23 protein-coding genes and 1 pseudogene are annotated in these 23,497 nt (G+C 25.9%); 15 read left to right on the forward strand and 9 right to left on the reverse strand.

Features of this window, described 5'->3' with window-relative positions; all coding sequences use genetic code 11:
* Window positions 1-24 precede the first annotated feature (24 nt).
* Window positions 25-1,983 carry a methyl-accepting chemotaxis protein gene (locus ASKIR_RS03660; RefSeq protein WP_115588495.1) on the reverse strand — a complete coding sequence of 653 codons (1,959 nt, stop codon included), beginning with the start codon at window positions 1,981-1,983 and terminating at the stop codon, window positions 25-27.
* Window positions 1,984-2,123: 140 nt separating this feature from the next.
* Between ASKIR_RS03660 and ligA the strand changes: the two genes are divergently transcribed.
* Window positions 2,124-4,073 (forward strand): NAD-dependent DNA ligase LigA, encoded by a 1,950-nt coding sequence (ligA, locus tag ASKIR_RS03665; protein WP_115588496.1) that lies wholly within the window; start codon window positions 2,124-2,126, stop codon window positions 4,071-4,073.
* Window positions 4,074-4,075: 2 nt separating this feature from the next.
* Here ligA and ASKIR_RS03670 read toward each other — a convergent pair whose 3' ends face one another.
* Window positions 4,076-5,680 (reverse strand): YcaO-like family protein, encoded by a 1,605-nt coding sequence (locus tag ASKIR_RS03670; protein ID WP_115588497.1) that lies wholly within the window; start codon window positions 5,678-5,680, stop codon window positions 4,076-4,078.
* A gap of 148 nt (window positions 5,681-5,828) precedes the next feature.
* Here ASKIR_RS03670 and ASKIR_RS03675 point away from each other — a divergent pair, with 148 nt between their 5' ends.
* Genes ASKIR_RS03675 through ASKIR_RS03685 form a run of 3 tightly spaced genes read left to right on the forward strand, consistent with a single transcriptional unit; the run spans window position 5,829 to window position 8,326 of the window.
* Window positions 5,829-6,530 carry an MOSC domain-containing protein gene (locus tag ASKIR_RS03675; RefSeq protein WP_115588498.1) on the forward strand — a complete coding sequence of 234 codons (702 nt, stop codon included), beginning with the start codon at window positions 5,829-5,831 and terminating at the stop codon, window positions 6,528-6,530.
* 12 nt (window positions 6,531-6,542) lie between these two features.
* Window positions 6,543-7,715 (forward strand): acetylornithine transaminase, encoded by a 1,173-nt coding sequence (locus ASKIR_RS03680; protein ID WP_115588499.1) that lies wholly within the window; start codon window positions 6,543-6,545, stop codon window positions 7,713-7,715.
* An 8-nt stretch (window positions 7,716-7,723) separates the two neighbouring features.
* Window positions 7,724-8,326 carry a pyridoxamine 5'-phosphate oxidase family protein gene (locus ASKIR_RS03685; RefSeq protein ID WP_066349865.1) on the forward strand — a complete coding sequence of 201 codons (603 nt, stop codon included), beginning with the start codon at window positions 7,724-7,726 and terminating at the stop codon, window positions 8,324-8,326.
* A 55-nt stretch (window positions 8,327-8,381) separates the two neighbouring features.
* Here the strand turns inward: ASKIR_RS03685 and ASKIR_RS03690 are convergent, their stop codons facing one another.
* From ASKIR_RS03690 to ASKIR_RS03705, 4 genes are all read right to left on the reverse strand, one after another.
* Window positions 8,382-9,569: a benzoate/H(+) symporter BenE family transporter gene (locus ASKIR_RS03690; RefSeq protein WP_228255682.1), complete on the reverse strand. Its 1,188-nt coding sequence runs from the start codon at window positions 9,567-9,569 to the stop codon at window positions 8,382-8,384.
* Between the two features lie 253 nt (window positions 9,570-9,822).
* On the reverse strand, window positions 9,823-10,653 hold the full coding sequence (locus ASKIR_RS03695) for a bifunctional helix-turn-helix domain-containing protein/methylated-DNA--[protein]-cysteine S-methyltransferase (RefSeq protein WP_228137878.1): 831 nt from the start codon (window positions 10,651-10,653) through the stop codon (window positions 9,823-9,825).
* Window positions 10,654-10,666: 13 nt separating this feature from the next.
* Complete coding sequence (locus ASKIR_RS03700) at window positions 10,667-11,929, reverse strand: serine hydroxymethyltransferase (RefSeq protein WP_115588500.1); 1,263 nt, start codon at window positions 11,927-11,929, stop codon at window positions 10,667-10,669.
* A gap of 73 nt (window positions 11,930-12,002) precedes the next feature.
* Window positions 12,003-12,317, reverse strand: a complete 315-nt coding sequence (locus tag ASKIR_RS03705) for a DUF6172 family protein (RefSeq protein ID WP_066160779.1) — start codon at window positions 12,315-12,317, stop codon at window positions 12,003-12,005.
* A 486-nt stretch (window positions 12,318-12,803) separates the two neighbouring features.
* Between ASKIR_RS03705 and ASKIR_RS03710 the strand changes: the two genes are divergently transcribed.
* From ASKIR_RS03710 to ASKIR_RS03735, 6 genes are all read left to right on the forward strand, one after another.
* The gene (locus ASKIR_RS03710) at window positions 12,804-13,463 is read left to right on the forward strand and encodes a restriction endonuclease (protein ID WP_115588501.1); all 660 of its coding nucleotides are present in this window, start codon (window positions 12,804-12,806) and stop codon (window positions 13,461-13,463) included.
* Between the two features lie 12 nt (window positions 13,464-13,475).
* Window positions 13,476-13,802, forward strand: coding sequence for a hypothetical protein (locus tag ASKIR_RS03715; protein ID WP_115588502.1), 327 nt, complete (start codon window positions 13,476-13,478; stop codon window positions 13,800-13,802).
* A gap of 165 nt (window positions 13,803-13,967) precedes the next feature.
* Window positions 13,968-15,107 (forward strand): hypothetical protein, encoded by a 1,140-nt coding sequence (locus tag ASKIR_RS03720; RefSeq protein ID WP_066350232.1) that lies wholly within the window; start codon window positions 13,968-13,970, stop codon window positions 15,105-15,107.
* Window positions 15,104-16,141 carry a CNNM domain-containing protein gene (locus tag ASKIR_RS03725; RefSeq protein WP_066350230.1) on the forward strand — a complete coding sequence of 346 codons (1,038 nt, stop codon included), beginning with the start codon at window positions 15,104-15,106 and terminating at the stop codon, window positions 16,139-16,141. The genes ASKIR_RS03720 and ASKIR_RS03725 overlap by 4 nt, the downstream gene beginning before the upstream one ends.
* 20 nt (window positions 16,142-16,161) lie before the next feature.
* Window positions 16,162-17,229, forward strand: coding sequence for an AI-2E family transporter (locus ASKIR_RS03730; protein ID WP_066350229.1), 1,068 nt, complete (start codon window positions 16,162-16,164; stop codon window positions 17,227-17,229).
* On the forward strand, window positions 17,219-17,839 hold the full coding sequence (locus ASKIR_RS03735) for a hypothetical protein (protein ID WP_115588503.1): 621 nt from the start codon (window positions 17,219-17,221) through the stop codon (window positions 17,837-17,839). Before ASKIR_RS03730 ends, ASKIR_RS03735 begins: the two co-directional genes overlap by 11 nt.
* Here the strand turns inward: ASKIR_RS03735 and ASKIR_RS03740 are convergent.
* A complete protein-coding gene (locus ASKIR_RS03740; protein ID WP_115588504.1) occupies window positions 17,836-18,339 on the reverse strand; it encodes a ribonuclease HI in 504 nt (167 codons plus the stop codon). The two genes, ASKIR_RS03735 and ASKIR_RS03740, sit on opposite strands and share 4 nt — an antisense overlap.
* A 279-nt stretch (window positions 18,340-18,618) precedes the next feature.
* On the opposite strand from ASKIR_RS03740, the gene ASKIR_RS03750 reads away from it, so the two are divergent.
* The 5 genes and pseudogenes from ASKIR_RS03750 (at window position 18,619) to ASKIR_RS03765 (ending at window position 20,669) form a co-directional block, all read left to right on the forward strand.
* On the forward strand, window positions 18,619-19,704 hold the full coding sequence (locus ASKIR_RS03750) for a tyrosine-type recombinase/integrase (RefSeq protein WP_066429288.1): 1,086 nt from the start codon (window positions 18,619-18,621) through the stop codon (window positions 19,702-19,704).
* Window positions 19,705-19,823: 119 nt separating this feature from the next.
* Window positions 19,824-20,003 (forward strand): annotated as a pseudogene (locus ASKIR_RS03755) (type II toxin-antitoxin system RelB/DinJ family antitoxin); the annotation flags it as partial.
* Between the two features lie 3 nt (window positions 20,004-20,006).
* Complete coding sequence (locus ASKIR_RS03760; RefSeq protein ID WP_115588505.1) at window positions 20,007-20,165, forward strand: type II toxin-antitoxin system YafQ family toxin; 159 nt, start codon at window positions 20,007-20,009, stop codon at window positions 20,163-20,165.
* A 35-nt stretch (window positions 20,166-20,200) separates the two neighbouring features.
* Window positions 20,201-20,350 (forward strand): hypothetical protein, encoded by a 150-nt coding sequence (locus ASKIR_RS10240; protein ID WP_164966876.1) that lies wholly within the window; start codon window positions 20,201-20,203, stop codon window positions 20,348-20,350.
* Window positions 20,351-20,432: 82 nt separating this feature from the next.
* Window positions 20,433-20,669 carry a hypothetical protein gene (locus tag ASKIR_RS03765; protein WP_066429287.1) on the forward strand — a complete coding sequence of 79 codons (237 nt, stop codon included), beginning with the start codon at window positions 20,433-20,435 and terminating at the stop codon, window positions 20,667-20,669.
* A 221-nt stretch (window positions 20,670-20,890) separates the two neighbouring features.
* On the opposite strand, the gene ASKIR_RS03770 is transcribed toward ASKIR_RS03765, so the two are convergent.
* Complete coding sequence (locus tag ASKIR_RS03770; protein WP_128994514.1) at window positions 20,891-22,384, reverse strand: hypothetical protein; 1,494 nt, start codon at window positions 22,382-22,384, stop codon at window positions 20,891-20,893.
* Between the two features lie 201 nt (window positions 22,385-22,585).
* Window positions 22,586-23,398: a hypothetical protein gene (locus ASKIR_RS03775; protein ID WP_066159641.1), complete on the reverse strand. Its 813-nt coding sequence runs from the start codon at window positions 23,396-23,398 to the stop codon at window positions 22,586-22,588.
* Window positions 23,399-23,497 lie beyond the last annotated feature (99 nt).

Consider the following 23,497-nt stretch of genomic DNA (forward strand, 5'->3'; position numbering starts at 1 on the left):
TAATAAAAAGATAAATTAATAAAATTAATTTTCTAGTTTATTTTTATCAATCTCCTCATTTATCTCATCATCTTCTTTACTAGAACTCTTTTTAGACTCTTCTGAAACATTTTTTTCTAAAAACTCTTTTTCATTAACATTTTCTAATATTTTCTTTGCCATTAAAGATGCTTTTTCTGCAATACTATTAGTGTCTCCAGCAATTTGAGCATTCTCTTGAGTCTTTTTATCAAGCAAACTTATTGCATCATTTATTTGAATAACTGCATTTTGTTGCTCTTTTGATGAACTTGCTATATCTTGAATTAAAGAAGTTGTCTGATTTATAGACTCATTTAATCCTTTATACCCTTCAATCATATTTGTAGCAATACTTTTACCTTCATTTGCTTTTACAGTTGCTCTTTCTACTATCTCTTTTATCTCTTTTGCAGCTTCTGCACTTCTAGTTGCTAGATTTCGCACCTCTTGAGCTACAACTGCAAAACCTTTTCCAGCCTCTCCAGCAGTTGCTGCTTCAACAGCAGCATTTAATGAAAGAATATTTGTTTGAAATGCAATATTATCTATAACCCCAATAGCTTCATTTACTAAATTTACTTGTGTATTTATCTCATCCATTGCAGTTGTTGTTTGATTTGCAAGCTTTTCACCAAGAGATGCTGAATTTGTAACATTTGAAGCTATTTGTGACATCTGAGCTATTTTATTATTTGAGTTTGAAATACTTGAAGTTACCTCTTCAAGAGCTGCTGCTGTCTCTTCTAAAGATGCAGCTGCTTCATTTGAACTTTGATTTAGTTTATCAACATTTTTTAATAACTCGCTAGAAGAGTTATCAAGAGTAATTCCATTCTCTTTATCTTTTATAAGCATATCATTGATTGCATTTCTTAGTTCATTTATGTTTTTTATTAAAGTTTCAAAAGCTCCACCTTTTTCAATATTGTCTAGTTTTAACTCTTTTGTATAGTTATATTTTACATACTCTTCTAAAATATTATTTACACTAATAAAGTTCTGTTTTGTAGCACTTATCATATCATTTATACTATTTTTTAATGTAGATAAAGTATCATTTGTTGAGTTCTCTTTTATTAACTGGCTATAGTATCCTTGTTTTACTCTATTTACTACATTGAACACATCATCTAAAAGTTTCTTATCTTCTAAAGTTGAATTTTCGATTTTTTCTATATTTGAATTTATAAGTTTAGCCATTAATCCAAACTCATCACTATTTTTTATATCTATATACTCTATTTTTGAACTATTTTTATTTAAAAAATCAAAAAATGAGATAAGACCAGATTTAAATCTATTTAAAGATAGTAAAATATCTCTTGATAGAAGCATTAAAGATAAAATAACTATTGTAATAATAAGTAAAGATTCAATAATTATTATATTTTTCAAATCATTCATTTGAGTATGATAGAGTTGAGTTTGAAGATTGTAATCATCTTCTATCTCTTTTATAAGTTTGGAAAAGTTTTCTCTACTTTTATTTGCCAAAGGTGTTGCATCTTTTCTATATGCGATATACATATTTGCTCTAACTTCAGGAGTTCTTTCAATATTTTCCATAGATTTCATTTTTTGATAACCATCTTCAACAAAATCAATAACAGTTTGTTTTACAAGTAAAACTTTCTCTTTTTCCTCTTTTGTCTCTGTGATATTTACTATTTTTTCAAACAAATCAATAATTTTTGCTTTACTATTTTCAAGATTTTTGATATTTCTCTCATATGCATTTCCTAGCATAATATCTCTTGTATTTCTAGCAACAAAATTAAGCTCTTTTTCTACTTCCAAAACATAAAACTTAGCAGCAATCGCTTTATCTTTAAAAGTATCAAAACTTTTTTCTGCATCTATTAGATTATTAAATTTAAATAATCCTGTAATAAATATAGTAACAAAAATTACAATTGCAAATAAAATCATCTTTTTTGCAATAGTAAAATTAAATCCTTGCATAACTCTCTCCTTGAATAAATTAATAGAAGATTAATATAACATAATAAAATAATCTAAGTATTAGAAAATATTTAATTTAGAGCTTCCTATATTAAAAAATGATACAATACTACTCAAAAATTAAAGAATGAGTTTAGAATATGACAAAAGAAGAGTATGATAAAAAAATAGAGAAATTAATAACTTGGGCAAAAGCTTATTATGTTTTTGATGAACCACTTGCTAGCGATGAAGAGTATGATTTACTTGCAAGAGAGTGTTTGGATTTTGAACAAAATAATCCACTTTTAAGTAATCCAAATTCACCAAATAAAAGAGTTGGTGGGTATATATTAGATAGTTTTTCAAAAGCTACTCATCTTAGTCGTATGTGGAGTCAAGAGGATATTTTTGATACAAAAGAGCTTAAAGATTGGATAAAAAGAGCTTCAAAAGCTGGTGATGAGTTGGAGTTTTTTATTCAGCCAAAGTTTGATGGAGCTAGTTTAAATTTAATATATGAAGATGGTGTTTTAAAACAAGCAATTACAAGAGGAGATGGAAGCGTTGGTGAAGATGTAACTCATAATGTTTTAACAATTCATTCAATTCCACTAAAAATAGAAGAGAAATCTCTAATAGAGATTAGAGGTGAAGTTGTAATAAAAAAAGATGATTTTTTAAAAATAAATGAAGAGAGATTAAAAAACAGTGAAGCCCCATTTGCAAATCCAAGAAATGCAGCTGCTGGAAGTTTAAGACAGCTTGATTCTAGTATAACTGCAAAGAGAAAACTATATTTTACTCCTTGGGGAGTAGGGCAAAACTCTTTAAACTTTTCAAAAATAAGTGATTTGATGGACTATATATTCTCTTTGGGATTTGATGAAGCACCTATGCAAACTATTTGTAAAGATGCAGTTGAAATAGAAGAGATATATAAAAATATGATAGAAAAAAGAGATAGTTTTTCTATGCTTCTTGATGGTATGGTTATAAAAATAAATAACATAGATACTCAAAATAGTTTGGGCTATACACAAAAATTTCCAAGATGGTCGTGTGCATATAAGTTTCCAGCAATAGAGAAAACTACAAAATTAAAAGATATTATATTACAAGTTGGAAGAACTGGTGTTGTAACTCCAGTTGCTATTGTAAATCCAGTTGAGATTGAAGGTGCAGTGGTTGAAAGAGCAACACTGCATAACTTTGATGAGATACAAAGACTTGATTTAAAAATAAATGATGAGATAATAATTATTAGAAGTGGAGATGTAATACCAAAAATTACAAAGGTTTTAAAAGATAGAAGAGATGGAACTCAAATAGATATTTTAAAACCAAAAGAGTGTCCAGATTGTAAAAGTGAACTTTTAATAGAAGATATTATGATTAAGTGTCAAAATCTGGATTGTCCATCAAGAGTTGTAAACTCAATAATCTATTTTGCAAGTAAAAATTGCTTAAATATTGATGGTTTGGGTGAAAAAATAGTTGAACTTTTAGTAAATGAGAAAAAGATATATGATATTTTAGATTTATACTCTTTGAGATATGAGGATTTACAAAATCTTGAAGGGTTCAAAGAGAAAAAAATAAACAATCTTCTAAATGCAATAGAGAACTCAAAAAATAGTGAGCTATATAGAGTACTTACAGCTTTGGGAATTGAGCATATTGGAGAGGTTGCATCAAAAGCAATTTGCTCTAAATTTGGTTTAGCTTTAGTTGATGTTACTTATGATGATTTAATCTCTATTGATGGAATAGGGGAGCAAATGGCAAACTCATTTTTAGAGTTTTTTAGAGTAAATCGTGATTTTGTTTTAAAGTTATTTGATATATTAAATCCAAAAGTAACAATAAAAGAGGAAGCAAGAGAAAATATCTTCAAAAACAAAACTGTTGTTGTTACTGGAACTATGAGTAAAAGTAGAGATGAGATAAAAAACTTTTTAGAAAATCTTGGAGCAAAGGTAAGTTCTAGTGTATCAAAAAAGACAGATTTTGTAATTTTTGGTGACGATGCTGGAAGTAAGTATGATAAGGCAATTGAGCTTGGAGTTAAAACTCTAAGCGAAGAGCAGATGTACTCTTCTTTAGAGTAAATTTATCTTCTATTAATTTTTGAATCAAAGAGTTTTAAGATGTTTTTATAAGCATCGGCAAACTCTAAACTAATCAGTGACTCTTTACCATCTATAATATTTAAAGATTTTTTAATACTATCTTTTGTAAATATATCAACAAATGCATCTTTAAAATCATCAAAGTTTTGATTCTCTTGATAAACTCTTAAAACTTGTGCAAGTGTGTAGTTAAAATCTTTGTTTGATTGTTCTAAATAAAAAATAGCCTCTTCATACTCTTTTTGTTTTATTAAAATATCAGCTTTGAATTCACCTAAAGAGAAATCCTCTTTAAAAATAACTCCAATAAAAGCTCCCATATTTACAGAATCATCAAAGCCACTTAATTCATCAAGAAGCTCATCTAAATCGTAACTCTCTTTATTTAAAATAAAATCTCTTATTAGTTTTCCTTGATTTTTGTTGTTATAGATGAGGTCTTCAAGTGGATAAATCTCTGAAAAATTTGGAACTATCATTTGACATGAATAAAACCCCAAGTAGTCATACTCTCTTAAATATATAGTTTTATTCTCTTTATCTAAAATATTTTTTAATAGCTCAAATTGTTTAGAACTATCTTTTTCTTCAAATTTCCAAGGTGTATAATTAAATGATTTATTTTTATTTAAAAATTGAATAGCTACTTTTGCATTTGAATCAACAAAGTGAGACTCCAAATTTGAGTTTGAAGATATATCTTCTAAATCAAAACTTGGTTTTTCAAAACTATCAAGTTCATCTATATCTCTTCCTTGTAAAAGCTCTGTAAGTGTTCTTTCTATTGAAACTTCTAAAATGCTATGGCTTCCAAAAGATAAAAAAAGTGTATTGTTTTTTGGATTTATAAATGCAATTGCTGTAACTGGATATTTTCCATTTAAAGATGCATCATAAACTTTTAAAATAAATCCATGCTTTTCTAAAGATTCTATATCTTGACTAATTTTAGTAAAAGTTTTTATAAGCTCTTTTGGAAACTCTGGAAGAGCTAATCCTTCAGCTATAACTTTTAATTTTACATATCTTTCAAAAATCTCACAAAGAGCTTGAACTTTTGCCTCATTTTGTGTGTTTCCTGTAGATAAACCATTACTTGCATATAGATTTGATAATATACTTGTAGGAAAATATACTTTTTTTTGTGTTGTTTGATTTATAAATGGAAGAGATACAATTTTATCAAAATTGTTTGAGTTGAAATCCAAAAAATCATCTTCTTCAAGCCCTTCCATAGTGTAATATTTTTTAATCTCATCATCTAAAAAATCTTCATTTTTATTAAACTCTTTTTGATCTAAAAAGAATTTTCTATCTTCTAAATAGAAATCATTAAAATATAGATTTGTTTGAAGTCTTTCTATAAACTCTCCATAAGCACTTGCTAAACAAGAGTTTAAAAGGCTTCCTTTACCATTTGAAAAAATAAAATTATTAGCACCTTCAAAACTTAAATTTATTGAAAAGCTATTTTTTACAGGATTTTTCTCTTTTGATAGTTTGATTTTGTATCCAAAATCATCTATGATTTTTTTCATTTTTGTTAAGCTAACTTCTAGTGGAGCATCTTTTGATATAAAGTTCATATATTTGTTTTCTTTTTCTTTCTAAAAAATTTAGGAAGTATAGCTAAAAGAGCTTGTATTTTATTTTTTGATTTAACTTAGCAATTATTGGATTGTAATTAGAACTATATTTTTCTATACTTTTTACCAAATAATTCAAGGGTTTTAAATGTTTAAAAAAATATCAAATGTATTATATGTAAAAGTTGGAAATGTAACTGTAACAAAACTTGAAAATCAAAAGAGGCAAGAGTTGATTTCAGGTATCAAAAAATATCCAGTTTCAAAAGCTTATTTAACAAAAACTGGATTTGCTGATGATTTTCAAGCAGATTTAGTCCATCATGGTGGAGTTAATAAAGCTTTATTTTTATTTTCAAGTATAACTTATGAAAAAATAAACTCTTATTTTGATAATAGTTTTGATATGACAAATATGGCATTTTTTGGAGAAAACTTAATACTTGATAAGATTTGTGAAAAAGATATTTGTGTTGGAGATATCTTAAAAATTGGTCAAGCAAAAGTACAAATAACACAACCAAGGCAACCTTGTTGGAAACTTAGTGCAAATAGTTTAAAAGACAATATGACGAAATTTATTTTTGAAACAGGTTTGACTGGATTTTACGCAAAAGTTTTAAAAGAGGGACAAATTTCACAAAATGATGATGTTGTTTTAGAGCAAAGGACAAACCCTAACTTAACTATTGAAAAATTAAATCAAATTATTGTTGAGCCAAAAATTGATATAAATCTCACAAAAGAAGCACTGGCTTGTAAAGATTTGGGGCATCAATTTAAAAACTCTTTAACAAAAAGATATGAGCTAGGAGATGAAGATAATCAATTTAGCTTTTATCATACATAAAAAAGGAAAATTATGAATAAATATATATTACCTTTATATAATCGATTAGATATTGCATTTATAAAAGGTAAAAAATCTCTATTATTTGATGAAAATAAAAAAGATTATATAGATTTTGCTTCAGGAGTTGGAGTAAATAGTTTAGGTTATGCAAATAAGAAAGTAGTAAAAACAATAGAAAAACAAGCAAAAAAAATTTTACACAGTTCAAATATATATCGAATAAAACCGCAAGAAGAGTGTGCTAAAAAAATAGTAGAATTAAGTACTTATGATATGCAATGTTTTTTTTGTAATAGTGGAGCAGAAGCAAATGAAACTGCTATAAAACTTGCTAGAAAATATGGAAATGTGAAATTTAAAACACCTAAATATAAGATTATTACTATTAAAAACTCTTTTCATGGAAGAACAATAGCAACTTTAAAAGCAACAGCACAAGAAGATAAACATAAATATTTTGCTCCATATCCTGATGGATTTGTTTATGCAAATGATATAAATGAAGCTATTAATATGATTGATGATACAACAGTTGGTGTTATGTTAGAGTTGATTCAAGGTGAGGGTGGTATTTTTATACAAGATATTTTTCAAGTGCAAAGACTTGAAAAAATTTTAAAAGAGAAGAAGTTACTTTTGATAATAGATGAAGTTCAAACAGGAGTTTATAGAAGTGGGAATTTTCTGATTTCTCAATATTTTGGAATAAAACCTGATATTGTAACTTTAGCAAAAGGTTTGGCAAGTGGTATTCCAATAGGTGTTATGATGACGAGCTTAAAAGATATTTTTACTTTTGGTGATCATGGTTCAACTTTTGGTGGAAATCATCTTTCAACAACAGTTTGTAAGGCTGTTCTAAAGATTTTAGAGAAATATTCAAATAGTGGAAAACTTGGTGAAAATATAAAATATTTTAATAGTTGTTTACAATATTTTACAGATAAATATCCAGATATATTTTTGCAAAAAAATGGTTGGGGATTTATGCAAGGTCTTGTTTTAAAAAATGAAAATGATTTAAGTAATATAGTAAATTTTGCACTTAAAAATGGTGTTTTAGTTTTAAAATCAGGAAAAAATATCATCAGATTTTTACCACCAATAGTTATTTCAAAAAAAGAGATAAAAGAAGGTTTTAAAAGATTTGAAGAAGTTCTTATAAACTATCATAAAAAATAAGGTAAAAAATGAGAAGAGATGAATTTAATATAAATGATAAAAATAGTATAGATGAAATACTACAAGCTTGTGAATATGGAACTTTAAGTCTTATAAGTGAGGGAAAACCTTATGTCGTAGCTTTGAATTTTGTACAATATAAAAACGCAATATATTTTCATGGAGCAAAAGAAGGAAAAAAGATTGAAGCCATAAAATCAAATCCAAATGCAGCTTTTTTAGTAGTAAAACCATACTCATTTATACCTTCATATTTTAGTGATACAATGGCAGCTTGTCCTACAACTCAATTTTTTGCTTCTGTATTGCTTGAAGGAAAATTGAGTTTTATAGAAGATAAAGATAAAAAAGCTGATATTTTAAATGCTTTGATGAAGAAGTTTCAAAACGAAGATAGTTTTGAAGAAATTGCTTATAATAAAGGGATGTACACAAAAATGCTTGATAAAACAGCAATTATTGAATTAAAAATTGAAACTCAAAGTTGTAAAATAAAAGTAGGGCAAAACTTAAATGAAGAGAGAAAAAATAAATTTTTAGAGAAATTAAAAAATAGAAATTCACAAATAGATAATGAGACTATAAAAGTAATGGAAATTTATAAAAAATAGTTTATGTAAATATCCAAAATATAAATATTTATATTTTTGGATATTTTTATATCTTCTACTTATTTGATAATTTCCAATTTAATACAAAGTATGAAATTAGACCTAAAACTAATCCCCAAAACGCACCGCCAATTCCAAATAAATTTATATTTGCTGCTGTTGCTAAAAATGTTATAACTGCGGCTTCTCTACTATTTAAATCACTCATTGCATTTGTAAGACTTGTTGCTATTGTACTTAATAGAGCAAGTCCAGCTAAAGAGCTAATAAATGTTGCTGGAAAAGCAGCAAATAAACTTGCAAGAGTAACTCCAAAAATACCAACTAAGATATAAAATATTCCTGCTGCAATACCAGCTATGTATCTTTTTTTAGGATTTTCATGAGACTCTTTTCCTGTACAAATTGCAGAGGTTATTGAAGATAAACAAAAAGCATGAGAACCAAAAGGAGCCATTAAAATAGAACCAAATCCAGTAACTGCTAAAATAGGTTTTGCTTCTGTTTTGAAACCATCATTTTTAAGTATTAAAAGTCCAGGCATATATTGTCCAGTTAATGTTATTAAAAATAGTGGTAAAGCAATACTTAGTGTTGAATTGAGTGAAAAGGTAGGTTCTGTAAAGATAGGATATGCTAGTTTTAATTCAAGATTAGAAAAGTTAATTTGGGATTGTATAGTTAATATTATAAATCCAAATATTAACGCAGTAACAATAGCATATCTAGCAGAAAATCTTTTTGTAATAAGATAAATAAAAAATAGTGAAATTGCTAAAACAGGGCTAATTGTCATATTTGTAAAAGCAGAAATTCCAAATTGTAGTAATATTCCAGCTAATAAACCAGATGCAATTCCAGATGGAATGAGACGAATTAATTTTCCAAAATATCCAGACAAACCTAAAATAAAAAAAGCAAAAGCAGATAATATATATGCTGCTATAGCTTCAGAATAAGAAACAGTTGCAATAGCAGTTACTAAAAATGCAGCTGCTGGAGTACTCCAAGCAGTTATTATTGGTTCTTTTGTGTACCAACTTAACATTATTCCAGTAATTCCAACACCAATAGAAATAGACCAAACCCAAGAAGCAGTTTGTTCAGGGCTAAGACCTGCCATTTGTGCTGCTTGAAATATTAAAATAAAAGTTCCACCGTAATTAACAATAACTGAGATTAATCCAGCTATTATTGGAGGAATTGCCGATATTTTACTGTTCATTTTATACTCCTTAATTATAAAAAATGTTAAGGAAGTATAAGTGTATTAAACAGGTTTTACAATCTGTTTATTGCTAATATTTAATTTTGCTAATAATCCCTAAAATTAGCAATTTTTGGATTGTGGAATATACTATTTTCTTTTATACTTAAAGTGATTTTTACTAAAAAAAGAGATAGGAATGCGACATCAAAAAAAAAGACATTTATTGACAAAATAGCAAATATATGAATTGCTTTTAAAAGCTGAGATAGTATTATTGTAAAAATTGTTATTCATCTTTATTTGTTTCAAAATCTAGTAGATTTTTCTTTCTCTCAATTCCCCATCTATATCCACTCATCGCACCACTTTTTGCTATTACTCTGTGGCAAGGAATTAGATATCCAATATGATTTTTTCCAATAGCACTTGCAACTGCTCTTATTGATTTTGGTTTATCTACAATATTTGCAATATCGCTATAAGTTGCAATTTCTCCATTTGGAATATTTATTAATGCTTTCCAAACATTTATTTGTAGGTTTGTTCCTTTTACAAAAAGAGGATACTTTTTATTTTTTATAAAGATATTTTCCAAATACTCATTTGCTAATTTTTCATTAAAAACTAAGTTTGCATTTTCCCAAAGTTCATTAAATCTTTGAAAAATATCTTTTTTATTGTTATCACAAAAACCTAAATAGCATATCCCTTTAGATGTAAATCCTATTAAAGCTTCACCAAAAGGAGTTTGCCCAAAGCCATAAGTTATCTCTACATCTTTACCTTTTTCTTTCCACTCTTTTGGAGTAACTCCAATTAAGTTTACAAAAAGTTCGTGAAGACGGCTAGAACTTGATAGTCCAATATCTAAACTACTATCAAGAATAGATTTGGACTCTTTTATATGCTCTTTTGCATAGTTTAAAGTAACACTGTGCAAAAACTGTTGAGGAGTAAGACCAACATAATCTTTAAAAACTCTTATAAAATGGTACTTACTCATTCCAACATTTTTTGCAATCTCATCAACACTTGGATGAGATTTGAAGTTCTCATCTATGTATTTGATGGCTTTTTCTATTTGATTATAAGTAGAACTATTTTTTTCTATTTCCACTTTTTTCTCTTTATTAATACGTCGAACTACTGTAAATCACAAATTTACTAGCTAACTCTTCAAGCTCTTTGTTTATTTTTTTATGTAACTCTTTATCTTCAATATTATCTAATACATCACAAATTTTATTTGCAATAAATTCAAACTCTTTCTCTTTCATTCCTCTTGCTGTTAGTGCAGGGCTTCCTATTCTAATACCTGAAGTTACAAATGGGCTTCTTGTCTCTCCAGGAACTGTGTTTTTATTTACAGTAATTCCTGCATCTCCAAGTGCTGCATCTGCATCTTTTCCTGAGAATGGTTTATTTAAGAAAGATACTAATACTAGATGATTATCTGTTCCACCACTTACAATATCATAACCTCTACTTACTAGAACTTTACCTAATACTTTTGCATTAGCTTTTACCTGTTTTGCGTAATCTTTCCATTTAGGATCAAGTATCTCTTTAAATGCAACAGCTTTAGCAGCAATTACATGAACTAAAGGTCCTCCTTGAAGTCCTGGGAAAATTGCACTATTTATTTTTTTAGCAATCTCTTCATCATTTGTCATAATCATACCACCTCTTGGACCTCTTAAAGTCTTATGAGTAGTTGTTGTTACAACATCAGCATAAGGAAATGGACTCATATGTTCACCAGCAGCAACAAGTCCTGCAATATGAGCAATATCAGCAAATAATATAGCACCAACAGAGTCTGCTATCTCTTTAAATCTTTTAAAGTCAATCTCTCTAGCATATGCACTTGCACCACAAACAATGATTTTTGGTTGAACAATTTTTGCAATCTCTTCTACTTTATCATAATTTATTCTTCCATCAAGTTCAACACCATAGTAAAATGCAGAGTAGTTTTGCCCTGAGAAGCTTGGTTTACTTCCATGAGTTAAATGTCCACCATGAGATAGATCCATACCTAAGATTTTATCACCAGCTTTAAGTAGTGCTGCATAAACTGCACCATTTGCTTGGCTTCCACTATGAGGTTGAACATTTGCATATTTACATCCAAAGATTTTACAAGCTCTATCAATAGCTAGTTGTTCTACTTTATCAGCTTGTTCACATCCACCATAATATCTTTTATATGGATAACCTTCAGCATATTTATTTGTAAATACACTTCCCATTGCTTGCATAACTGCTGGAGATGTAAAGTTCTCACTTGCAATCATCTCAAGATGATTTGTTTGTCTTTTTAGTTCTGCTTCAACTATTTCAAATACTTCAATATCTGCTACTTCTAAATTATCGTTTGTTATGTAGTTCATATTTTTCCTTTATGAAATTTTTTAAAATTCTAACAAAATTGTATTTTATAAACAATCCAAAAATTGCTATAAATTAATCCTCTAAAAGTTGATCATCGTTTGATGATTTTTTCTCTTTAAAAACTGCTTTTGCAACAATTTCAAGATAAAAACTATCATAATTCTCTTTTTGTGCAAAATCAATTGATTTTATAACATCAGCAAAATTTATCTCTTTTGCACTATCTTGTGATTCTCCAAATTTACAATCAAAAAACCAAGAGTTAAAGCCTTCTGGTAGTTTTTTACTCTTCTCTCTTTTTATATATTTTCTAACTTCATTTTTTATAGAGTCAACTTGTCTATCTCTTGTTTTGTTTTCAACATTTATATTAAATATTTTTTTCATCTAAATCCTTTTTAAAAAAGAGATTATATCAAGTTTACAAGATAAACAAAATAAAATATAAAAAAATAATGATACAAAGCTAGTTAATAAACTTTTAGTTTAAAATAGGGACAAAATCAGGGACAATATTTGAAATTTGTTTAATTCTATCATTACTATTTATTTGTACACTTTATTTTTTTATAATACCCCAAGCACATTTAACAAATTTTTCTATATTCAACAAAACATATTTCTAAATAGAGTTAAAAATATGAGAATTTTTATTTTTAACTTTTTTAGATATAATAGAAAATTTTAATTTTAAGCCAAATACAGTTAGTTATTGAAGAAAAAGAGGAACTACTCCATATGAAAATATAATATAAATTTCACAAAATGATAATATTTCACTAGATTATATATTTTATGGAAAACAGATTAAATATTTTATTATCTTATGGAAGCAGAAAAAATAAAAATTAATTAAACGGGGGAATTAATGAAATGGAAATTTTATTTGTTATAGTTTTTATAATTGCAATAGTTTTAAAAGCATCTGTTAAAAATGAAAGAAAAAGAAGTTATAAAAATAGTGATTATGAATTTGTTTTTAATAGAAAAAATGACAAAAATCATTTTAGTAATAAAAAATATAATAGCAGCTACTTCAATAATAGAAAACATAATATAAATCAGGGATTAGAAAAAGATATTGTTGAGATAAATAAAAACCAAAAAACAAGATATAAACAATACACAGATGAAGAAAAAAAATCTTATGGAAAAAGAATGAAGGAGTTAAGAGAAAAAGGGAAAGAATATGAAGAGTTTGTAGCTGGTTATTTTAAAATAGATGGATATGAAATTGAACTACATGGAATTAAAAATGGTGTTAAAGATAAGGGAATAGATATTATTTGTAAAAAAGATAATGAACTTATTTTAATTCAATGTAAAAACTGGAGAGCTGATACCAAGTATAAAATAAATCACGAAAAATTAAAAGCATTTGTTGGTAGTTGTACAGAATATATAAATCAAAATAGACTTTTTGATAAAAATATAAAACTTAAATTTGTTACATCAAATTATATTTTAGATAAATCTGCTGAAATGTTTTTAAAAGAGAGTAAAACATTACAATATCACATAATAGAATACTAAAAAGGGGATAAAATGAAAAAAAGATTAATTTTGAGTTTAATGAGTTTAAATATATTATTTGCAAACAATGTAAATATGAATATAAAAAGAGCTGCAGAACCTGTTAAAAATTATCAAATGCAAAACAATAATATAAAAAAGAAAAATTCAATAAAAATTGATGGAGTAATTATTAATATAAGAGATTATAGAGATTACTATCAATACACAATCAAAGATAAAAATCATGGTTATATACATATACAATTAAATCATAATATATACCAGGTGGATAGAAAAGTAAGAGGATATTGTCAAGATAAAAAATATTCAGAATATATAGAGTGTAATATATATTAAAAGGGACAAAATAAGGGACCAAAAAACAAATGAAACAAGGTAATATAAGAATTTATTTAAAATTAAAAAAATAGATTTCTTAGTTTTACCGTATTAATAAGAAATTCTTAGTTTATAAGATAAATTTGATATAATCTAATCTATTTTTTAATTAAAGAGAAAATATTGAACATAAAAATACCAGAATATATAAGAAATTTAGAGACCAAAGAGATAGAAAAAAATCTCTTTCACTACTCATACGATAGCAAAAACTTAAAATCACTTATAAAAAATGAAATTTCAAAAGATGACTTATCTTATATTACAGCTTATAGTAGTTTTAAAGGTGAGATTTATGAAAATATTATTTATGAGTTATTGTTAAATTATGCTTTAAATAGTGAAGATATAAAAAGTTTTGTATTAAAAGGTCCATATCAAGATATGGAGAATAAATTTATAAAAAGTGGACTTCTAATAGATAGAACTTCACAAATTGTTTTTAAATCAGCTTACAAGGATATAAGTGAGTTTGATGCAATGTTTTTTACAGATGGTTGTTTATATTTTGTAGAGATGAGTACATCAAAGAAAACTGCAAGTTTAAATAAAAGATTAGCAAAAAAATATGCACTTTTGAAGATGATTTTTCCACATTTAGAGATTAAATCTTTAATAGTTTTAACAAAAGGTTCAACAGGACTTAAAAATTTTCCACCTTATGCAACTATTTGGATAACAAATGATTTAGAGGATAAAGAGTTAATAGAAAAAATAATTTTTGCTAAAAAAGTAAAAAATGATTTACAAACTCTAAAAGCCCCAGAAAATAGCAAGTTTGTAGAGGCATACAGCTTGAAATACAAAAGATTTGCATATTTTCCAACTTTAGAGTGGATTTTAAATAGTGCAAGATCTAACCCAAAATTTAGTGTTGATTTAAGCTTTTTTTCAAGTTATAAAATGAGTCTATATTTTGATATTTATACTAAATTGTATATTGGATATATCTCAAGTGAAGAGTTTAAAAATTTGTATCCAGATTTTAATATGAATGTAGTTTTTGATAAAGTTATTGTTACAATAGAAAAAATTACACAAAAAGATCTTGATATTGTATATTATGCAAAACTGACAAATAAAAAATTGTATAGAATAAAATTAGAAAATAGTGATGTTTCAATCAAAGAGAAGGAGCCAGATGGTTTTACAAATGCAGAAGTTAGATTTTTTATGAAAGTTTTAAATGATAAACATATTTTACATTCTAAAGATATAAAACATATTCTAAAAAACATCTCAATAATCGAGTTTAAAAAATGACACTACTTATTACATATTTACTTTTAACACTTATTTTATCATTTATGTGTTCACTACTGGAAGCTACACTTTTATCTTCAACATCTTCATATATTGAGAGTTTAGATAAAAAAGGTTATAGCTCAAAAACTGTTGATTTAGCAAAGGATGTAAAACAAAATATTGATAAATCAATATCTTCAATTCTTACATTAAATACTTTTGCAAATACTATGGGAGCAGCTGGTGTTGGTGCGCAAGCTGCTATTATTTTTGGTTCAAATTGGCAAGCTGTGATTGCTTTTACTTTAACTTTGATGGTGCTTTTTATATCTGAGATATTTCCAAAAACTCTTGGTGCTATTTATTGGAGAAAGTTTATAGTTCCAGCTGTTTATATAATATCATTTATGGTTAAAATTACTTACCCTTTTATTTTTCTTGCTACTTTTATAACAAATGCTTTACAAAAAGGTAGAAAAAATGAGGCAAACTTCTCAAAAGATGAGATTATTACAATAGTAGATATGAGTGAGAAAGAGGGTGTTTTACAGGCAAAAGAGAGTGTTTTAATAAAAAATTTATTCAAACTAAAAAATATTAAAGCAAAAGATATTATGACACCAAGAACTGTTGTTTTTGCTTTGGATTCTAAAACAAGCGTAAAAGAGGCACTTTTAAATGATAATCTATATGTTTATTCAAGAATACCTGTATATAATGAATCAATAGATGATATAGTAGGAGTTGTTTTTAAACAAACTATTTTAGAAAAAAGAGTTAAAAAGAAGAAAAAGACTCTTTTAAAAGATATTATGGTTCCTGTTCATAAGGTTCCAGAAAATCTATCTGTATCTATTTTGTTTGATATGTTTATTAGAATGAAAATGCATCTTTTTATTGTTCAAGATGAGTATGGGCAAACAAGTGGAGTTGTAACACTTGAAGATGCTTTAGAGACAATGCTTGGAATTGAGATTGTAGATGAGATGGATCAAGTTACAGATATGCAAGAGTTTGCAAAAGATGAGAGTAAGAGATTACAAAGAGTATAAACTATAAAAAAAGGGTAGATATGGATAGCTTAAACAAAGAGATAAATTTTGCAAGAGCATTCTATTTTTTAGCCTTTACATTTCTGATTTTTTACTCTTTTAATAGCTTAAGCAATATTTTAACACCAATTGCAATTGCATTTTTTATATGGTTTTTAATTAATGGTTTAGCAAATGAGATTAAAAAAATACCATATATAAATAAAAAAGTTTTAAACTATACAGCTACTCCTTTATCCTTGGTCATAATAATTTATCTAATGATAAACATAGGTACATTTATAACTTCAAGTATGTTAGAGTTGGGTTCTGTTGTATCTCAGTTGGATTCAAAAATAAATATTGTAATAGATAAAATATCCTCTTTGCTTTCAATGGATTTAAAAGAGCCTTTACAAAAGTTTTTTAAAGAGTTTAATATTTCAAGTGTTATAAATAAGATATTTATGGCATTTAGTTCAATTTTGAGCAATACAATGCAGATTTTTTTATATGTACTTTTTTTATTAATAGACCAAAGATTTTTTAATTCAAAATTAAATGCACTTTTTAAAAAAGATGAGAACAGACAAAAAGCAAAAAAAGTTTTAACATCTATTTCAAGTGGAATTAGAACATATATTTTAATTACAACTCTTGTAAGCTTTGCAACAGGATTTTTAACATTTTTGATTTGTCACTATTTTGGTTTACAAGCAGCAGTTTTGTGGGGATTTATTGCTTTTATTTTAAATTTTATTCCTACAATTGGATCAATAATTGCAGTTTTAATTCCAACTGTTTTTGCTCTTATTCAGTTTACAGATTTAAGCTCTATCATCTCAATATTTGCAGCTTTATGTGTAGTTCAATTTGTAATTGGAAATGTAATATATCCAAAACTAATGGGAAATAGTTTAAATATGTCACAATTTGTTGTTATATTATCATTGGTTATTTGGGGTGCTATGTGGGGAACAATTGGTATGTTTTTGGCAGTTCCTTTGATGATGATTTTACTTATAATTTTATCACAATTTGAAAGCACTAAAAGCTTGGCAATACTAATTTCTGAAGATGGAAATATTTTGAGAAACAATGAAAATTAGACTATTTGCAATAATTTTTTTACTTCTTTTTGCCTCTTATGAATCAAAAAAATTTATAGAAAAGAGTCAAGATGATTTAGTTCCTGAAAAGATAAAGGAGCAAATTATTGTAAAAACTGGAGATATTATTTTAAAAAAAGAGGATAATCTTTTTAGTGATTTCTTCTCAATTGTAGATAATTCAAAATTTAGTGATATTGGAGTTGTTTTAAAAATAGATAATAAATTTTATGTAGCACACTATGATTTTGATATTGAAAATAGTGAGTTTTTACAAATAGAGCCTTTTAAATCTTATGTATATTTTGCAAATAGATTAGCAGTTTTAAGATATGAAAAGGATATTGATAGTTCAAAACTTTTTGATTATTTAGAAACTATAAAAAATAGTAAAATATCTTTTGATTATAGTTTTAATTTAAATACAACAGGCTTTTATAATAGTAAGTTTGTAAATAGTGTTTATAAAGAGCTTTTTGGGGAAGATATATATAGTTATAGTTATGATTTTTTTGGAAGAGATTTTATATCTATAAATAGTATTTTACAAAATCCAAAGTTTAGAAAGCAGTTTGATTTGGACTTTACAACAGATTCAAAACCATTTTAAGAGTGAGTGTTTAAATACTCTCTTAAAGCGTTTCTTGAAGCTTTATCAACAAGATTAAATATATCATCAATCTCATCTTTAAGAGATTTTTTCTTATGCCCTTTTACTTTTATAAAAGTTAAATTTAATCTCTCTTTTTTATCAAAAAACTCTTTATATAAATCATGGTTTTTTATAAGTTTACCATTTAGTGAATAGTAGTTGTTTGTTTTTAATCTATCTTCTCTATTGCTTAAAGATATAATATTTTGACAATCTGTATAAACTTCAATAGAAAAATCTATCTCTTTGTTTTCATAAAAAATCTCATCAAGTGCCCAAAGTAGAGTTTGAAGCTCTAGTTTTGTAGAACTACTATTTTCAAATTTTTTTGTTTTTACTCTATTTTTTAAAATTTTTAAATCTATATTTAAATCTTCTATTTTCAAATAAGATGCAAAGCCTATTTTACTCTGTGGATTTACACTTGAATCTGTAAATAATCTTATGGTTTTGTTCATCTATTTTCTTTGTTTTAAGTTTTAAAAGTAATTTTGAAGTGTGTTGAAAGTTTTATAAAGTGGTGGGTCGTGAAGGACTCGAACCTTCGACCACTCGGTTATGAGCCGATTTCAATATATTTCATAGTAAACCTTTAATAAACAATTTAAACATAAATAAGCCTTGAAAAGCCTTAAAATAAGCATTTTTAAATAATTCATAAATTTTAATAAACATTAATAGACATTGCTATAAACTGTTAAAAATATTACAAGGGTATAAATAGGGTAGAAAAAAGAATGACAAAAACAAGATTAACTGGAATATATTTTAGGGAAATTATTACTAATGATAAAACTGATAAAGTTTATTATATCACATACAAAGATGAAAATAATAAAAAGATATGGATAAAGATTGGTAAATATAGTGAAGGTATTAGGGAAACATATTGTAATCAAAAAAGAAATGAGATTTTAACAAAACAAAGAAATGGAGAAGAGGCACCCGTAATAGCAGCTAGAAAAAAGAAACAAATTTTATCAATAGAATATTTAGCAGAAAGTTATTTCAAAGAGAAAAATATATCTGGTTCAACTTTAAATCACTATAAAGTCCATGTTTTGCCTTATTTCAAAAACTATGATATAGATTTATTAGATAAAAAAGATATTGAAAAATATAAACATTTTTTAAACCAAAAAATAACTATTAATACTAAAAAGCCTTTAGCACCTAAAACAATCAATAACATATTAAATATTTTAAAAACAATTGGTAAATACTCTTTGAAAAATGATTTACTGAAAAATGATTTCACAAAATATATTACTACTTGTAATATAGATAATGCAAGAGAGAGATTTTTAACAAAAGATGAGATACAAATTTTATATAATGAAACAAAAGAAGATAATATCATTTATTTATTTTTTAAATTGGCTTTAAATACTGGAGCTAGACTTGCAACTATTTTGAATATACATAAAAAAGATATAGATTTTGCTCATAATCTTATTACTTTAAAGGATTTTAAAAACAATTCAACCTATAAGTCATTTTTAACAGATGATTTAAAGCATTTGCTAGAGCTTAGAACAGCAAATTTATCTTTAAATGATAAAATCTTTACAACTAATCCAGAAAAGAGATTAAGAGCAATTTTAGATGAACTTTTTAATGAAGGCATTGATAATAGTGATAGAAAAAACAAAGTTGTAATCCATACATTAAGACACACATTCGCAAGTCACTTAGCTATTAATGGAACACCAATATTTACTATTCAAAAACTAATGAACCATAAAGATATAAAAATGACTATGAGATATGCAAAACTAGCTCCTGATAGTGGAAGAGAAGCAGTTATTAATTTAGGATTATAATAAAAAAATTTATTATATATTGACTTTGTAGCACATAGGCTACAATAAACAAAAAGGATTTAAAAATGATGGATTCAACAGTTAGAGCTAGAGTTGATAGTGATTGAAAACAAGAAGCTGAAGCTATTTTTAAAAAATTAGGACTTAGTACATCTCAAGCAATAGTGATATTTTTAAATATGGTAAAACTTAATAATGGTATTCCATTTGAGGTAAAAATTCCAAATAAAGATACTCTAAAAGCTATGCAAGAAGCTAAAGAGTTTAAGGGTGAAGAAATCACTTTAAAAGATTTATAAAATATGTATAAACTATTTAGAACAAAACAGTTTATAAAAGATTATGGTAAAACAAAGCTGTCTGATAAACACTATGAAAAATATATAAAGTTTGTTAGTTTATTATTGGAAAATAAGAAACTACCATCAGAAGCTTTAGATCATGAACTTGTTGGAAATTAAAAGAGTTTTTATTTGAAGAGAATAAAGCTCTTAGAATGAATCTGGGAAATCTTCAAAGAAGACTTGAAGCTCTTTTATCAGAAATGATAGATGAAGTTGAAAGTGTTTTTGAAATGTATTCAACACCATTAGAAGAATTTGCTAGATTTAGCAATGGAGAAACTATATATAAAACTGTTGCCTAAGAGGGTAGATTTTATCCTCTTAGGATAATAGTGATTACACTCTTGGCTAATCTAGCCTTTTGGCTTTATAGTTGGAGAAAGAATGAATTTTTTAATAGACTATTTTTTAAATCTAGCACTTTTTATTTTTTATAAATATAAAGAAAAAGCTAATTTATATGTTACAAGTAGAATGTTTGAAGGAATAGCAATAGGAACTTATGCTGTTATAATAGATAGACTTGTTGATGAAGGCTTTACATTTGATTTGACAATCAGATTTCTAATAGCTATAATTTTCACATATGTTGGAATCTATTTAGATAAAAAGGAGAAATGATGGAAGCAAATATTATATTAGGCTTAATTGCTCTTTTTGGTATAACTTTAGTTGCTGGGAAAAAACGAGCAGAAAAACTACAAAATAAAAAAACTACAAAGTAAAACAACACCTTAATAGGGGAGTATGAATAACATTTCCGTATGGGGTTTGTTGTTTGTTATTCAAATACTCTTACTTTTTAAAACTCTCAAAAAATCAAATTTTGAATGCTTACATTATTAATCTATAAAAATATTAATATTAAATAGTGTTTTAAACGCATTTAAATACTCTAAAACGAACGAAACAGGATAATCTAATACCAAAGTACTATTTGTACCTTTTAAAGCTTTTATGAGCTTATTTTGCTCATTTACCATTGTAATAAAGAAATAAATCATTAACTCATAGTTTAAGTAATACAAGTTATTTGATTTAACAAACATTGGTATCTCGGCATTACCAACCAAAACTTTAATTAAATTATTTGAAATTAAAATTTCAATTATTTTTAATAGATTCTCTTTAGATAATTGGTTTATTTCAATTTTTAAAGATTCTAAATCATTTGCATTTTTAAAAAATCTGTAAAATGAAACAAGCTCTCCATTTTTTGAAAATAGATAGTTATTTTTATTTGGCACAATCAAGTAATCTTTTTCTTCTAAATTAACTTTTGGTTTCTCGTTCTCTTTAACTTCACTTTTAACTAAAGCTTCTTTTTTATCTTCACTAGTTAATTTAACATCTTCTTCAATTACTCCCTTAGCAAGTTTATTTTTTTCTTTATTTTTTTGTTGTTCCTTTTCTAGTTCTATCTTCTGTCTATCTTCTATTGTTTTCACATCAATAATTTCCCAAGGGCCTTTCTTTTTTAATTGAAGTCCATTTGAATAAATTATTTCAGTCACACCATCTTCAAGACTAGTTACTTTATTTTCTCTTTTAAATTCTTCTGTCATTTCTCTAAAAGTATTTGTTAAATCTCTTTCTTCTGAGCTACTTATTCCCAAAGCTCTCTTAGATTCTAATTCATCTTCTTCTTTAAATTCTTCAAGAGTAACTTTAATTTTATTATCTTTAATCATATTCTCTTCGGCTTCTAAATCAATAACAATCTTTTCATTTTTCCTTGTTAAGAATTGAAAGAAAATTGAGTTATCTGAAATTCTATCTAGTCCAAAGTTTTTTGCATTTTTCATAATAAAAAATAATCTCTTTGCATCTATCTCAATCTCTTTATTTAAATTAATTAAATTAGATTTTATTTGCTCAACTTTTTGCTTAGTTTGAACATCGTAAACTTTTTCTAACAAAGTTTTAATTCCAAAAGAGTGAACATAATAATTTCCATTCTCGCTTATTGAAATTTGCTCAGATGAATCTTCTAATAAAAAAAACATCTCTATAACATTTAAATGAATATATTTATTTTCTTCAAACTCTTTTTTTAATTCTTTTATTCTTTTAATTGCTCTTGCTTGATCTTCCCAAATGTTTATCCCTAAAAATTTTAACTCATTGAGATTTACTTCATCTTTGTAAACATCCCAATCAAACATTTCATTTCGTTTATAAATAACTTCTTTGTTTTCTTTTAAAAAAAGATGTTCTTTTTCTTTTCTGATATGTTTTGGTTTTGCATGTCGCTTGTTATAAAAATAAACAATTAATAAAAAAACAATTGTAATTGATAGCAATATTAAATACAACAAATATTCAAAATTACTCATAATATTTATACATTTAAAAATCAAATTTTCTACTACTAACAGTATTAAATATATATATAGTAAAAATCTTCAGTCAGATGAAAAAAGACTATTTATATATTAAATATATATATAGGCGAAAATAGATACTCCTTGTTCATGTGAAAAGGGTAAAAAAGCCTTATTTTGTTATATATATTATTAAATATATATATAGGCAAATTAATCTTCATCACTTACACTATCCTCTTGAGTTGCTATTTTTGGAATATTAATACGATTTAAGTCTTCAAGATAATTAATTCTTGAAATTTCATCGTACTTAATATACCTACCAGATTCTTTAATTTTTACAGTATTAATTATAAAATAGTTGAACTTTTTAACATCATTTTCTTTCAAAAAAGCATCAATGTTTCTATGTAAAAAAGCTACTTGTTTCATATTATTTTCATCAAAATTCTGCTTAAATCTTTCTCTAAAAGCAACCCATTTTTCTTGTCCAACATACAAAGGAATACCAAATAAATTACTAGTAATGTTAAATGTACCTTGCATAGAAACTGCTTTATATTGAAAATAATTACCTTTAAATTCATACAAAATAGCAGTAGAATTTTGAATAGTAGTAGTCTTATTATTCTGATTGTTGCAACTAAATAATCCAGTAACATACTCCAACAAAAAGATTAAATATGCTCTTCTTCTTTGCTTAAAAACATTGTTATCATTCTTGCCAACTCTAATACCAAATATGTTTAAAATGCTTAAATAAATATCAAATTTAACATTAGAAGAAGCAAAATATTTAGCAATACAATGTACTAAGAAGTTGTAATCAGTTTGATACACAAAACCCTTGTCACTATATATAATTGGATATGGAATTTGATTACCATCCTTATCGATTTCATTAGCAAATAATGTAGCTTCATCCATAAAAAAATTAAGAAACTTTTTTATGTGTTCTTCGCTACTAAAAGCTCTAGTTATATCTAAAGCATATTTGTATCTTAGCTCTTCATTTAATGACATTATTCAACCTCTTTTGCATTATTTTCAATAGTTAAATTATTAATATTCTCTATACTATATTCTATAATGCCACTAAATATTAAGACAATATATTAGATT

The sequence above is a fragment of the Aliarcobacter skirrowii CCUG 10374 genome, from assembly GCF_003544835.1.
Classification (GTDB): Bacteria; Campylobacterota; Campylobacteria; order Campylobacterales; family Arcobacteraceae; genus Aliarcobacter; species Aliarcobacter skirrowii.